We start from the raw sequence: 13172 nt of genomic DNA on the forward strand, positions 1-13172 counted from the left end.
TTTTTGAGGGGATAAAATCATCCTCGCCCATGAAATATCTGGCAGTCGTCATCCTTGCTCTGCTGCTCATCCCGTCCGGAGCAGAGGCCCTCACCTTTCTTGGCGGGGACGAGACCCTGATTGATACCCCTATCCCCGATGATGTGGTCGTATCCGGCGGGACCGTGACCGTCAGCGCTCCTGTTGACAGCCTGACGGTCGCCGGAGGAACGGTGAGGGTGGACGGGCCGGTCGCCGGCGATATCATCGCCGCGGGAGGCAGCCTGATCGTCAACGGCGACGTCGGCGGGAAGGTGCTCGCCGCCGGCGGCGAGATTGAGTTGAACGGGAACGCGACGAACGCTCTTGTCACGGGCGGCGCGGTCCGGATCGGGAGAGATGCCGTCATAGAACGGGACGCGGTGATCAGTGCGGGCGAGGTCACGAACGAAGGATCGGTCCTGCGCAACCTGACGGTATCGGGCGAGACCTTCACCAATACCGGTACGGCCGGGAATGTGACTTTCGAGCAGGAGGAGCCGGAGTCAGCGCTGCCCGGCCTCTTTACGATTCTTACCGCGATCGGGTTCCTGATCCTCGGCCTCATCCTTGTGCGGTTCCTCCCCGGCCCGTTCAAGGCAGTCGTCAGAGAGGTCGAGGAGAGCCCGATCCTTCTCACGGTCATCGGATTCGTTGCGATCATTGCGATAGCGATCATCCTCCTCATCGTTGCGATCACCATCATCGGGCTCCCGATAGCGCTCGTCGGCGGGCTGCTCTTCATCGTTGCCCTGATGCTCTCGTCGCTTTTTATCGCCTACGCCCTCGGAGACGTCATCGTCTCCCGGGCGGGGTGGAAACCGGGACCCCTGGGGATCTTCATTCTCGGGTTCGTGATCCTGGAGATCCTCTTCCTCATCCCGCTGCTCGGGGCGCTCGTCCAGGTCATCGCAGTCAGCCTCGGTTTCGGCGGGATCCTCTACGCACTCAGGGGCGCCCGCGCGCCCGGCGCGGGTCCCGGGGCGACCTGACCTCTTTCTTAGGAGGATTTTGGGGGCGAGGGACCTCCGTTGTCCCTGCCCCGCTCTCCTCTCCCGCGGGGCACCCGATCCTCTCGACCCGGGTCCCCGGCAGGACGACCAGGTTGTAGGCGTTGTGGTCCTTGTTGAAGCGGACGAGGACCCCGTAGAGCTGAACGATAGCCCCGTAGGGGACACCCTCGAGCACGTCGCGGTTCGCGCCGCGGAGGGTCACCGGCACCACGGTGTAGGCTGGATCTGCGGGTGTTCCATCGCAGACCTTGTAGACCTTCGTCCGGTTATCCCCGAGGTTCCCTGACATCAGCGCGGCCACAACGTTGATCTTCTTGTCACGGTGCCGGTGGAGGTGGGAGAGGCGGGCGAACTTCGCTCCCGGCGGGACCCGGTAAGTTTGCCCTGTCTTTGCATCCTTACGCAGGAGCGCGGAGGAGTACTTGATGTCGACGTTGACGAACCGGTAGCCGCCTTTCCCCTCTGCGAGGCGCTCCATCAGCCGGGTGGGCCGGATGTTTCCCTTCTGCTCAAAGGTCCAGCACCGGGCGGGGTTGCAGGCGGTGCCCCAGATGAACGAGCAGGGGCTGTGGACGGCAAGGCCCCGGTCCGCGATGGCGCGCACGGTCTGGCGCATCGTGGTCGCGTTGGCGAGGTCGGCAGGCTCCACGACGACGATCGTCCCGTCGGGCGAAAGCCGCTCGGCGAGAGCGGCGACAAGGTCGGCACGGCCCTCGATCTCCAGGTGGCGCAGTTCGTTTAAGACGTTTGAGAAGACCATGAGGTCTATCCGGTCGGGCAGATCCCCGGCCTTGAGGGCCCCGATATCGCCGCGGATGGGTTTCTCCACCCGCACCCTGTCTCCCAGTGCTCTTGCAGCAGCCGGGACGAGGGCGTTGTAAGCCTCAAAGTTCTCTTCCGACCGCTCGACGGCGTAAACCTCAGCTGTTCCGCTTCCTATCCTCCCGAGAAGGTCGATGACGGCGAGCGGCACAACCCCCGGCCCGGTGCCGAGATCGAGGATGCGCATGTGCGGTTTTGCGAGCCCCCGGGTAATGAGCTGCCAGAAGATGTGCTCGAACTGCACCAGGTAGACCGGCGCATGGTAGGCCAGGTAGCCGAGGACCGGGTAGGCCTTCCGGTAACTCACCTGCCGTTCTTTCCAGTACTGGTTCTTCTGGGCGAGGATGGCGTTCGCCATCCGGTCGAGCACGACCGGATCGTCCCACGATTTCCCGGTCTTTCTCTCGATATACCCCTCGACCAGGCGCTGGAGGTACTCCGGCACCTCGGGGTTTTGAAAGAATGCGATCTGGCGCTCGCGCCCGGCATCGTCGACCGTGAGCACCCCCTCCGTGCGTCGGCCGACAACGTAGTCGTCGCCGGTCGACCTGATGGCGAGGTCGAGGCTGGCGAGGTGCGGCCGGATCGCATCGGCGAGGCGTTCGAGCGACGGCCCGGCCTCCAGGTCATTCTGTAGTTCCGAGAGCCGGAACTCCGGTTTTTCCCCTGCACGGCGTCTGAGTGCCGCAACGATATCCCGCTCGCTCATGGCGTATCAGGTCGGCAGGATGGGTAATACAGGTTCCGGGCAGAAAATTGGTTGCGGGCCGGGGGAGCCCCGGCAGCCCCGCTCAGGGTCTGCCAGCGCCCTTCTCTCTCGCCTCGCGTCCAAGGTGGAAGGCCCGGGTGTTGACCTCGACGGTCTTTTTGGGGACGCACCGCCGCACCGCCTCTTCGAGGGCATCGGGCCCGAGCGGGATGTCACCCGACGCGGCCCCGAGCATAACGATGTTCTGCGAGAGGACGTTCCCCGCTTCTTCCGCGAGGGCCGCGGCATCGATACAGGTGACGTCGAGATCGCCGAGCGCGGCAAGGATGCTCTCGGTCTCGGGCACGTCGAGTGTCTGCTGGTAGACCGATGTCGGGACGACCAGGTGCCGGTTCACCACGAGCCTTCCCCCGGTCGGGAGGTAGTGGCGGTAGCGGAGCGCCTCGAGGAGGTCGAAGGCGATCAGGAGGTCGGCCGTCCCCGGCACGATCAGGGAGCCGAACTCTCCGCCGATGCGGACATGGCTCTCCACCGACCCGCCACGCTGCGCCATTCCATGGGTCTCGGCGCTCCGGACGGTCCGGTTCTCGATGATGCACGCCTCGCCCAGGACGTTCGAGGCGAGCACCGTTCCCTGGCCGCCGATTCCGACGATCAGGATATCAAACGAGGGTTTCATCGCCGTCCCTCCATACCGATGGCTCCCGATGGACAGATGTATGCGCAGACGCCGCATCCGGCACAGAGGTCGGTGATCGTTGCATTCTCTCCGGAAAACGCGATCGCCGGGCAGCCGAACGACCGACAGACGCCGCATCTGGTGCACCGGTCAAGGTCAACCTCGTAGACCTTGCGCCGGATCCCGTTCCGTCGTGCGGTGATGACGCAGGGCTGCTTTGATATGATGACCCGGACACCCCTCCTCTCCTTTGCCCGGCGGAAGGTGTCGAGGAGCACCGGGAGGTCGTAGGGGTCGACCGTCTCGACCCAGGAGACCCCGCATGCCCGGCAGATTGCATCGAGCGATATCGGGGTGCTCTCGACGCCCGTGGCCGTCACTCCCGTGTTGGGGTTTGGCTGGTGGCCGGTCATGGCGGTGATCCGGTTGTCAAGGATGACGACGACCATGTCGGCGCCATTGTAAACGGCGTTTAAGAGTCCCGGTATTCCCGTGTGCAGGAACGTTGAGTCGCCGATGGTCGCGACCACGGGGTGCTCCTCCCCCGACCGGGCGATGCCGCTCCCGATGGTTATCGAGGCGCCCATACAGATGGTAGTGTCCACCGCACCGAGCTGGAGGCCGAGGGTGTAGCACCCGATGTCGCTCGGGAAGATGCCGTCGCGGAAGACCTTCTTCATCGCGTAGAACGTCGGCCGGTGCATGCACCCGGCGCAGAGGATCGGCGGACGGGGCGGGACTCCCTGGACCGGAGCGGCCGCCGGGAATCTCACCGTGGGGGTAATTCCTGCTTTATCGAGGGCGGCAGCGACGGTTGCCGGGGTGAACTCACCCTCGTACGGAACCGTGCCGGTCATCTTGCCAAAGACCTCGGTCTTCGTCGCCACCCGGCGGACGGCCTCTTCGACGACCGGGTCGAGTTCCTCGACGACGAGGACCTTCTCATGCCGGTCGACGAAGGCCCGGAGCCACTCCTCGTCGATCGGGTGGGCGCCGACGATCGCGAGCGAGACATCGTCAGGGAGCACCTCCTGGACGTAGGCGGCGGCGTCCCCACTCGCGACGACGGCGGTCGAGCCTCTGACGGTGTGGCGGTTGTAGCCGAGTTCGACCAGCCGCTCCTTCAAGGCCGGCTGCTTCTCGTTCAGCTTCTTATGTAATATCCGCGTGTGCGCGGGGATGACCACGTACTGCTTCGGGTCGCGGCAAAAGACGGCGGCCCGGTGCTCGGTGCCGATAGGGCCGAGGTCGACGTCGCTCTTTGAGTGGCAGATCCGGGTGGTGGGGCGGAAGATCACGGGGAGACCGAACTCCTCGGAGAGAGCGAAGGCGTCTCGCAGCATGTCGTGCGCCTCCTGGACCGACGAGGGGTCCAGGCAGGGGAGCCGGGCAAAGTGCGCGTATCGCCGGGTATCCTGCTCGTTCTGGGAGCTGTGCGCGAAGGGGTCGTCTGCGGAGAGGATGACGAACCCGCCGGTCACCCCGGTGTATGCGCTCGTCATCAGGGGGTCGGCCGCCACGTTCAGCCCGACGTGCTTCATGGTGCAGAGTGCGCGCTGCCCGCACCAGGCGGCGGCGAGCGCGTTCTCAAAGGCGACCTTCTCGTTCGTGGACCATTCCACGGTGAAGGGGCGTTCCTCCTGCACCCGGAGGACGTCGATCACTTCCGAAGACGGTGTCCCGGGGTAGCCGCTGGCAAAATCGATGTTTGCCTCCAGGCATGCGTGTGCAATGCCCTCATTCCCGAGTAGGTATCGTACTGCCATTGTTCCACTCAACTGTACATCTATTGTCGGTTTCGAACATAGCGCTTTGGATGCGAATCCAGAACGATCTGGTGCTAAAACGATGGTAGAGGGTAGTCCCGCGGTTCAGCACCGCCGGGCCTCTCCTCCCCGTCCTCTCCCGCAGGCTACCCGGGCAGACCCCGGCATTGGCGGTCACGGAAACGGCGCCTCCGTGGTGGATCGCCTCGCGCAGGGAAACGGGCGAAACGAGGTCCTTGCACAACCTTTAAATCGAAGATTATACAACATTTATAGGCACTACTATGAGTGTATCCGGGCCCGTAGCATAGCCGGTGGTGCACCCGGCTGATAACCGGGAGGTCGTGCGTTCGAATCGCACCGGGCCCATTCCTTTCTGCTTCTGTTCTTCTACACGTCCTGAACCTTCGTTTTGTAACCCACTCCTTCTGGATTCAGGAAAGCACCCCTATCTCCTTGTCCGGCGGTAGACAAGATGCTCAAGCATCAGGACCGCTACGATACCCACAACGAAGCCGTTCGTGATCAGCGGGCGGATGAGTTCCGGGAACCCCGCGGCGACCTCTGCAGGCAGGAACGCCACCACGGTCCCGAGGATGAGGGGGATACCGATGATCAATCCCTCATCGAACGTCCTGGTCGCCCCGCTCTCCTGCCCGAGCATCAGCCCTGCCGCTATCTGGGAGGCCATGACGTAGGCGAGGACGACGCCGATGACCGGCCCGGGGATGCTCGCAAGGCCGCCGATGGCGAGGGGGGAGAGAGCCATCAGCGCGAGCGCGATGCCTGCCGGGACCAGAGCGAACCGGGACGCGCAGCCGGTGGCGGCGATGACGCCGGGGGAGAGCGAGAAGTTCACCGGGCCAATCACCCCGATGAGGCCTGCTGCGGCGTTGCCGAGGCCGGTGATGGTCACCCCGCGGTTTGTGCGCTCGCCCATCGTATCTGCCCCGAGAAGGCCGCCCACCGACTGGATGGATCCGAGATCGTTTACGGCGAGCGCGAGGTAGCAGATCAGGAACGCTGCAAGGACTCCTGCATCGGGCAGGGCGAGCGGCGCGAGCAGGTTGGGAGGGAGCGCAAGCAGCGCCGTGCCTTCTGGCGGCAGGGGAACCGGACCAAAGAGGACGATGTAGGAGAGCGTCCCGAAGATGATCGCCCAGAGCGCCAGGGTCGACCTCCATATTCCCTTCAGGCGCCCGTTTAAAGCGAAGAGAATGAGGGCGAATGCGAGGGCAAAGAGGAAGGTCTGCGTCGCCGGAACCGTGCCGCCCCCATCCGTGATCAGGTTGAGGATGGTGGGTGCGAGGGTGAACGCGATCAGCATGAGGACGACCGCGATCACCCGGGGCGTGAAGAGGCGTTTGAGATGCTCAAAGAGGCCGGCTGCCGCTATCCCTGCAAGGAGGAGCCCGCAGATCAGGATTGATGCGTTGATCGCCGCAAAACCGTTTTCAAGGCTTGCAAGGATGCCGACCAGGAGCACCGTCGCCGGGCCGAGCACCAGGGGGAGTGTGTGGCCGAGATAGATCTGCGCGAGCAGCACCAGGCTGACGAGGAGGAAGAGTTTCTGAAGATAGGGGATGGCCGGTCCGCCATAGAGGCCGGCCACCACCTTGCCGATGATGAGGACGAGGGGGACACTCACCGCGAGCCACTGCAGGCCGAAGATGAGGAGGGATGCCGATCCCGGCCTGTCGTCGATACCGTAGGTGAACTCCATCGTAAAGGCTCCTGGTTGGGGTGTCGGAAGGGTAGCGAGGCTTCCAGCGTGATAATGGAGGATCTCTTTGCAGCGGGATAGCGTTTCCCATTGAGCCCGGGACACGACCATCCCACCCCGTCCTGCACATGAATCCGGCCCCTTTACGTCTTTAGGAGGAGATCTCTCCTTATGTATTCTACCGGTCATGCAGCCGGGGAGATCCGGAGAACCCCCGGTGCCTACTCCGCGCGGTGCCGGAGGAGGCCGTGGGTATGAACGCAATCGAGGTCCGGGGCCTCTCGCGGTCCTTCGACGGCCGGGAGATCCTTCGCGACGTCTCGTTCACCGTCGGTCACGGTGAGGTCTTCGGCTATCTCGGCCCGAACGGCGCCGGGAAGACCACGACCATCCGGATCCTGCTCGGCCTCCTCGCGCCAGGCACGGGCGAGGTCCGGGTCCTCGGCCGCGACCTCGCCGTCGACGACGAGGCGCGGGTGCGAGTCGGGGTGCTCTTCGAGAACAACGGCCTTGCCGACCGGATGAGCGCCGCGGACAACCTGGCCTACTACGCAGGACTCTACGGCGCCGACGATCCCGCGGGGAGGATCGATGAACTCCTCGCCCTCGTCGACCTCACCGACCGGCGCGACGATCCCGTCGGGACGTTCTCGACCGGCATGAAGCGGAAACTCGGGATCGCCCGGGCCATCCTCCACCGCCCCGAGGTCGTCTTCCTCGACGAACCCTCCTCCGGCCTCGACCCCGGCGCGCAGAGGATGGTCCGCGACCTCATCGTCGAACTCTCCCGGCGGGAGGAGATGACCGTCTTCTTGAACTCCCACCACCTCGACGAGGTCGAGCGCATCTGCTCCACGGTCGCGATCCTCGCCGGGGGCAGGATCCGGGCCTTTGATACGGTGGCAAACCTCACCGCGGCATCCAGCCGTCCGGCCGTGACGATCGCCCTCGCCGGTGCCGGCGACCGCGCGTGCGAGACAGTCGGGAACCTGCCGTACGTCACGGAGTGCGGCGTGGACGGCGGCCGCCTCCGATGCACCCTCACCGATCCCGGCGCGACCCCGGACCTCGTCGCGGCCCTTGTCGGGGCAGGGTTCCGTATCGAGGAGGTCCGCCGGTCGTCGCGGTCGCTTGAGGAGATCTACCTCGAACACGTCGGCCGGACGGAGGGCGGTCCATGAGCACGCTCTCCGTCATCGCCCGCCGGGAGATAAGGCTCGCCCTCCGGAACCGGGGCGTCCTCATCACCGCGTTCATCTTCGCTATCTGGTTCCCGGTCATGACCGCCGTCGGCATCGCCGCGGCAGCCGGGGGGGACGCCGCGGCTGTTGCGGGCGGCATCGCCGCGATCACCCTCCCGGTCGGTGTCTTCATGGGCTATATCTTCTGCTCCGACGCCTTCCTCCGCGAGAAGCGGGACGGCACCATCGAGACCCTCCTCTGCGCCCCGGTCTCCCTCCAGCGTCTCTGGGAGGGGAAAGCCCTAGGGGTCGTCGTCCCGGCGTACCTGACGACCCTCCTCGCGGCCGCGGTGAGCATGGGGGCAGCCTCTGCTCTGGCGGACGCTCCCATCGCCGCCGAACCCCTGCTCCTCCTCCACCTCGCGGCCGTCGTTCCGGTCTGGATCGCGGCCGCGGCCGGGCTCATCGGTGCGGCCCAGCTCGCGCTCGGGATGCGGGAGAACCAGATCCTCGGGTTCGCCTTCATATTCGGGTTCATCTTCCTGATCGGCGGGCTCCAGGCCGTCATATCCGGCGGGTCGGGAATCTCGGCGACAGCGGAGGCGGTCCTCGCGGTTGTGGGCCTGGCGCTGCTTGCCCTCGCCCGCTTCATCGCCGGGAAGGTGACGAAGGAGCGGATCGTCCGGACGATACCGTGAGGTGAGGAGCGGAGGATACCCCTGAGGACGCATCTTCCCGCCCTCGCCCTGACATAAGTAAGATATACCGGTGCAGCAAGGATGCACCCATGACACAGGAGGAGCACGATCTCCAAAACCGTATCCTTCGTGCTCTCCGGTTCCGGCCGAAGGGCATGACCATCACCGAGGTGGCGAAACAGCTCGGCGTCACCCGGAATTCGGTCTCAAAACACCTCGAGATCCTCCAGATCGCCGGCAAAGTCGACGTCAGGCAGATCGGGAACGCGAAACTCTTCTCCCTCGCCCAGCGCGTCCCGATCTCCGCCTTCCTCTGCTTCACGAAGAACCTGATCATCATCCTCGATGCCGACCAGCGGATCGTCCAGGTCAACGACCAGTGCCAGAGAGCCCTTAAACGCTCGAAGGACGAGCTGATCGGTCTGACGCTCGCGGAGGCTGCGCTCCCCGTCGTCTCCTCTCCGGAGGCGATTGCCGTCATCGAAGGCCTGGAACGCGAGCAGGTGATGACCGATCTCCGGTATCAGCGGGACGAGGGGGGAGACCTCTTCTACCAGATGCAGGCGATCCCGACGACGTTTGAGGACGGGGAGAAGGGGTGCACCCTCGTCCTCGAGGAGATCACCGAGCGGAAGCGGTATACCCGGAACATGGAGTTTCTTGCCCGGACGGCGATGGAACTCGTCGACCTGCCGCCGGAGGCGGATATCTACGAGTACGTCGCGGATCGCATCTCCGAGCTGGTGCCGGGAACGCTCATCCATGTTCTGTCCTACGACGAAAGCAACCGGCAGTTCTTCATGCGTGCCATTCGCGATCAGGCTGCTCAAAGCGCACTAATACAGATCCTCGGGCGGGCCCCGGTCGGGATGGTATTCCCGCTGGACTATATCACATCGCATCCCCGTGGAGGGGACCCTGCAAGCCTGCTGCATGGGGGGATCCAGGAGTTATACTTCAAGCCGGAGGATGGGCAGGTTGGGATGTCCCTCTACGACGTCTGCTTCGGGCAGATCCCGGAAGAGTGCTGTGAGGAGATCCTCCAGGCTCTGAACCTCGGAAAGGTCTATCTCCTCTTCCTCGTCTGGGGGGAGCACCTCTACGGCAATCTCGGTATTTATCTTCCCCTGGAGAGAGAACTGGAAAATAGGCGAGCGATCGAGTCCTTCATCCGCCAGGCTTCGATCGCCATCGCCCGGCGCCAGACCGAGGAGCGGCTCCGCCGGAGCGAGTCCCGGTTCCGGGACCTGGTCGACTCCTCGCCCGTCGCGGCCGCGGTCATCGAGAGCGACGGCCGCTACACCTACGTTAACCGGGCGTTCACCGACCTCTTCGGGTATACCCTTGCGGATATCCCAACCGGGAAGGACTGGTTCCGGCTGGCGTTCCCCGATCCCGTCCGTCGCCGTGAAGCGATTGCCGCCTGGAAATCTGACCGTGAGCAGGGCGGCCCCGGTCGGCCACGCCCGCGGACGTTTCCCGTCCGGTGCAGGGACGGAGCTGAGAAGGTGATCCTCTTTCGGCCGGTCGAACTCTCCGATGGGACGCAGTATGTCACCTGCGAGGACGTCACCGGAGAACGCCGGGTCTACAGGATGCTGGTGGGTGAGATAGCGGGGTTGCGGCGGAAGTAGGGTGCCGGGAGGATCGATCAGATCGCTGCATGCGGCCCGGTTTGCCATGAGGGATCGCCAGGATATTCCTGAGTATTTCCCGGTTTTGCTGTTACTCTCGTGGTGAAGATGCCCTGGAAAAACGGGTGAGATTGCAGAGCCCGGTTCCAGAGCAGACCGGGCAGGAAGGGAGCTTACTGCCCGGCCGCCGTTCCTCCCTTGAGGTACCTGAGGACCGGGGCGAGGATCTCCTCGTTTACCGCACCCGCTTTTGCCGCCGAGTTGCTGTTCATGGCGATGTAGGTATCTTTCTCGGCCCAGTAGTAGAGTGTTGTGTACGAGCCGTAGTACCCGCCGGTATGGCCATAGAGGGTCAGGCCCTCCGTTGCGTTCTGTTGCGTAAAGTATCCATAACCGCATCCGACGTTCATCTCCCCAAGACCGGCCACCTCTCCGGTCTTTCTGGACTGCGGGGAGACGTTCTCCATCGCCGCAAGCGACGCCGGGCTGATCAGCGCCCCTGAACGGAGTGCGCAGTGGAACCTGTTGAGGTCGGCCGTCGTGCTCACGATATCCCCGGCGCCCCGGTCGAACTGGAGATACAGGTCGCTGAAGTCCATGACGGTCCCGTCTTCATCGCTCTCCTGGGCCCGCATGTGCGGACCGGGGATGTGGTTGGTCCGGTGGACGAACGTATCGTTCATCCCCGCCGGGACGAGGATCTTGCGGGTGACGTAGTCCTCGTAGGGGACGCCGGCCGTCTCGTCGATGATCAATGTCAGGAGGATGTAGTTCACGTTCGAGTAGGTGTAGTTCGTTCCCGGCGGGTAGAGGGGGCCTGCATCGAGGCCCTGCCGCATCCCCTCCTGGTAGGGGACCGGGGTATCGGGGTTCATGTACTCTTCGAGGACGATCGCGTCCTCATCGTAGTCCGCGATCCCGCTCGTGTGGTCGAGGAGTTGGCGGACGGTGATCGTGCTGCTCTCCGGGATCGCCTTCACCACGTCCGCCGGGAGCCGGCGGTCGATCGGATCGTCGAGCGCGAGTCTTCCGTCCTCGGCGAGCTGCAGGACTGCGACGCTGGTGAACGTCTTCGTCACGCTCGCGATGATGAACCGCATCTCCGGTCTCGCCGGGACCACGGGGGAGAGCGAGGCGTTGCCGGCCGCATAGTTCCAGGTCCATTCCGGCGTCGAGATCTCGATCAGGGTACCGGGAACGCCGGCGCTCAAAACCCCGGTCGAGACAATCGACTCAAGATCGGAGGCTACCGCCGTGGGCGGGGCGCTCTGGCTGAGGTCGCCCGCTTCCTGTACGGGTCCGGCGCTCTGCATGCACCCGGAGGAGAGGGCGGCCGCCGTTATGACGATACTGATGAGAAGGAGTATGTGAAACTTCGTATGCAAAGAGGGGGCCATAATCTCCCCTATGAAATTTTCCGCTTATATATCATCTCATTCTTCCGAAAGAGTGCCTGAAGCCTCTTCTCACCGGGTACCGCCTGATCGTGTGAGCGGAGGAGAGGCCGGTGGATGCCCGGGTCCAGTGAAAAAAAGGTGTTGTCGTTCTCTCAGAGATCCAGTGTCTACAGCGTCTCGCTGCCGTAGAGGTAGGGCCTGAGGACCTCGGGGATCGTGACCGAACCGTCCTCGTTCTGGTAGTTCTCGAGGATCGCCCTGATTGCGCGCGACGTCGCGATCGCGGTGCTGTTTAAGGTGTGCAGGTAGCGCTTCTCGGTGAACTCGGTTGGATCGCGCACCTTGATGTTCAGCCTGACCGACTGGTAGGCGGTGCAGTTCGAACAGGAGACCGCTTCGCGATAGCAGCCCTCGCGCGGCATCCAGACCTCGAGGTCATACTTCTTCGCAGCGACCGTCCCGATATCCCCCGTGCAGATCAGGACTATCCGGTAGGGGAGTCCGAGTTTCTGGAAGACCGCCTCGGCGTTTGCGAGCAGCTCCTCGTGGAGAGGCCAGGACTGCTCCGGCGTCGCGTAGATGAACTGCTCCACCTTGTGGAACTGGTGGACGCGGAAGAGCCCTTTCGTATCGAGTCCGTGCGCCCCGATCTCCCGCCGGAAGCACGGGCTCAGTCCCGCAAGCCGGAGCGGCAGGTCCTTCTCCTCGAAGATCTCGTCGCTGTACATCGCGGCCATCGGGTGCTCGCTCGTCGCGATCAGGTACTCGTCCTCGCTCTCGATCTTGTACATGACGTTCTCGAAGTCGGCGAGGTCGGTCACACCCTCGTATGCGGCCCGGTTCATCATGTAGGGGGGGATGATCGGGGTGTAGCCGCGCTCGACAAGGAGGTCCATCGTAAACCGCTGGAGCGCCATATCGAGCAGAGCGAGCCTCCCTTTCAGGAAGTAGAACCCGGCCCCGGAGATCTTTGCCGCGCGTTCGAAGTCTGCCCAGTCGTGCTCGACGGCGAGCGCGCCGTGGTTCTTCAGGTCGAACGCAGGGACCAGCGGTTCGCCCCACCGCCGGACCTCGACGTTCTCGGTGTCGTCCTTGCCGATGGGGACGCTCTCATGGAGGATGTTCGGGAGCCGCATCAGGCGGTATCGCACCGCCTCACTGAGCGTATCGCGCTCCGCTTCCGCAGCCTTGACCCGTTCGGGCAGGCCCGCCGTCTCGGCGAGGAGGTCCGCGATATCTCTCCCTGCCTTCCTCGCCTGGCTGATCTCGCGGGATATGACGTTTTTCCGGTTCCGCAGGTCCCCGATCGCCACGGTGAGTTCCCGTACCCTCCGGTCCATCTCCAGCACCTCGTCGACCCAGGCCAGTTTCTCGGTATCTCCCCTCTTGGTGAGATCTGCCCTGATGACATCGGGGTGCGCACGAACGAACTTCAGATCAAGCATGCTGCCTCTCTCATACTTTCGCGATGACGGTATATGATTCATGTTGCCCTCCCGGCATGATGGGTGCCGGGGGACTCCGGGACAGAT

General features: G+C 64.1%; 10 protein-coding genes and 1 tRNA gene. 5 read left to right on the forward strand and 6 right to left on the reverse strand.

Annotated features, from left to right (window positions below):
- The first annotated feature begins 29 nt into the window (after positions 1–29).
- Positions 30–1010 carry a hypothetical protein gene (locus tag V6K60_RS06300; RefSeq protein ID WP_332449660.1) on the forward strand — a complete coding sequence of 327 codons (981 nt, stop codon included), beginning with the start codon at positions 30–32 and terminating at the stop codon, positions 1008–1010.
- On the opposite strand, the gene V6K60_RS06305 is transcribed toward V6K60_RS06300, so the two are convergent.
- The 3 genes from V6K60_RS06305 to iorA form a co-directional block, all read right to left on the reverse strand.
- Entirely contained in the window at positions 967–2562 is a 1596-nt protein-coding gene (locus V6K60_RS06305) for a methyltransferase domain-containing protein (RefSeq protein ID WP_332449661.1), read from the reverse strand. The two genes, V6K60_RS06300 and V6K60_RS06305, sit on opposite strands and share 44 nt — an antisense overlap.
- 82 nt (positions 2563–2644) lie before the next feature.
- On the reverse strand, positions 2645–3241 hold the full coding sequence (locus V6K60_RS06310; protein WP_332449662.1) for an indolepyruvate oxidoreductase subunit beta: 597 nt from the start codon (positions 3239–3241) through the stop codon (positions 2645–2647).
- Positions 3238–5007: an indolepyruvate ferredoxin oxidoreductase subunit alpha gene (gene iorA / locus V6K60_RS06315; RefSeq protein WP_332449663.1), complete on the reverse strand. Its 1770-nt coding sequence runs from the start codon at positions 5005–5007 to the stop codon at positions 3238–3240. Before iorA ends, V6K60_RS06310 begins: the two co-directional genes overlap by 4 nt.
- A gap of 296 nt (positions 5008–5303) precedes the next feature.
- Here iorA and V6K60_RS06320 point away from each other — a divergent pair.
- Positions 5304–5376, forward strand: a tRNA-Ile gene (locus V6K60_RS06320).
- A 79-nt stretch (positions 5377–5455) separates the two neighbouring features.
- On the opposite strand, the gene V6K60_RS06325 is transcribed toward V6K60_RS06320, so the two are convergent.
- Entirely contained in the window at positions 5456–6730 is a 1275-nt protein-coding gene (locus tag V6K60_RS06325; RefSeq protein ID WP_332449664.1) for a uracil-xanthine permease family protein, read from the reverse strand.
- A gap of 254 nt (positions 6731–6984) precedes the next feature.
- Here V6K60_RS06325 and V6K60_RS06330 point away from each other — a divergent pair, with 254 nt between their 5' ends.
- The 3 genes from V6K60_RS06330 to V6K60_RS06340 all read left to right on the forward strand — a co-directional run bounded on the left by V6K60_RS06330 (position 6985) and on the right by V6K60_RS06340 (position 10243).
- Positions 6985–7911, forward strand: coding sequence for an ABC transporter ATP-binding protein (locus V6K60_RS06330; protein WP_332449665.1), 927 nt, complete (start codon positions 6985–6987; stop codon positions 7909–7911).
- The gene (locus tag V6K60_RS06335) at positions 7908–8609 is read left to right on the forward strand and encodes an ABC transporter permease subunit (protein ID WP_332449666.1); all 702 of its coding nucleotides are present in this window, start codon (positions 7908–7910) and stop codon (positions 8607–8609) included. The genes V6K60_RS06330 and V6K60_RS06335 overlap by 4 nt, the downstream gene beginning before the upstream one ends.
- Positions 8610–8698: 89 nt before the next feature.
- Positions 8699–10243, forward strand: coding sequence for a PAS domain-containing protein (locus tag V6K60_RS06340; protein ID WP_332449667.1), 1545 nt, complete (start codon positions 8699–8701; stop codon positions 10241–10243).
- A 173-nt stretch (positions 10244–10416) separates the two neighbouring features.
- Here V6K60_RS06340 and V6K60_RS06345 read toward each other — a convergent pair whose 3' ends face one another.
- Both V6K60_RS06345 and serS read right to left on the reverse strand, forming a co-directional pair.
- A complete protein-coding gene (locus V6K60_RS06345) occupies positions 10417–11640 on the reverse strand; it encodes a serine hydrolase domain-containing protein (protein ID WP_332449668.1) in 1224 nt (407 codons plus the stop codon).
- 167 nt (positions 11641–11807) lie between these two features.
- Complete coding sequence (gene serS, locus V6K60_RS06350; protein WP_332449669.1) at positions 11808–13085, reverse strand: serine--tRNA ligase; 1278 nt, start codon at positions 13083–13085, stop codon at positions 11808–11810.
- Positions 13086–13172: the final 87 nt, after the last annotated feature.

The sequence above is a fragment of the Methanoculleus sp. genome, from assembly GCF_036677455.1.
Lineage (GTDB): Archaea > Halobacteriota > Methanomicrobia > Methanomicrobiales > Methanoculleaceae > Methanoculleus.

Coding starts and splice junctions, on each gene's coding strand:
- V6K60_RS06300 (WP_332449660.1), top strand. CDS start 30: ATGAAATATCTGGCAGTCGTCATCCTTGCTCTGCTGCTCATCCCGTCC.
- V6K60_RS06305 (WP_332449661.1), bottom strand. CDS start 2,562: ATGAGCGAGCGGGATATCGTTGCGGCACTCAGACGCCGTGCAGGGGAA.
- V6K60_RS06310 (WP_332449662.1), bottom strand. CDS start 3,241: ATGAAACCCTCGTTTGATATCCTGATCGTCGGAATCGGCGGCCAGGGA.
- iorA (WP_332449663.1), bottom strand. CDS start 5,007: ATGGCAGTACGATACCTACTCGGGAATGAGGGCATTGCACACGCATGC.
- V6K60_RS06325 (WP_332449664.1), bottom strand. CDS start 6,730: ATGGAGTTCACCTACGGTATCGACGACAGGCCGGGATCGGCATCCCTC.
- V6K60_RS06330 (WP_332449665.1), top strand. CDS start 6,985: ATGAACGCAATCGAGGTCCGGGGCCTCTCGCGGTCCTTCGACGGCCGG.
- V6K60_RS06335 (WP_332449666.1), top strand. CDS start 7,908: ATGAGCACGCTCTCCGTCATCGCCCGCCGGGAGATAAGGCTCGCCCTC.
- V6K60_RS06340 (WP_332449667.1), top strand. CDS start 8,699: ATGACACAGGAGGAGCACGATCTCCAAAACCGTATCCTTCGTGCTCTC.
- V6K60_RS06345 (WP_332449668.1), bottom strand. CDS start 11,640: ATGGCCCCCTCTTTGCATACGAAGTTTCACATACTCCTTCTCATCAGT.
- serS (WP_332449669.1), bottom strand. CDS start 13,085: ATGCTTGATCTGAAGTTCGTTCGTGCGCACCCCGATGTCATCAGGGCA.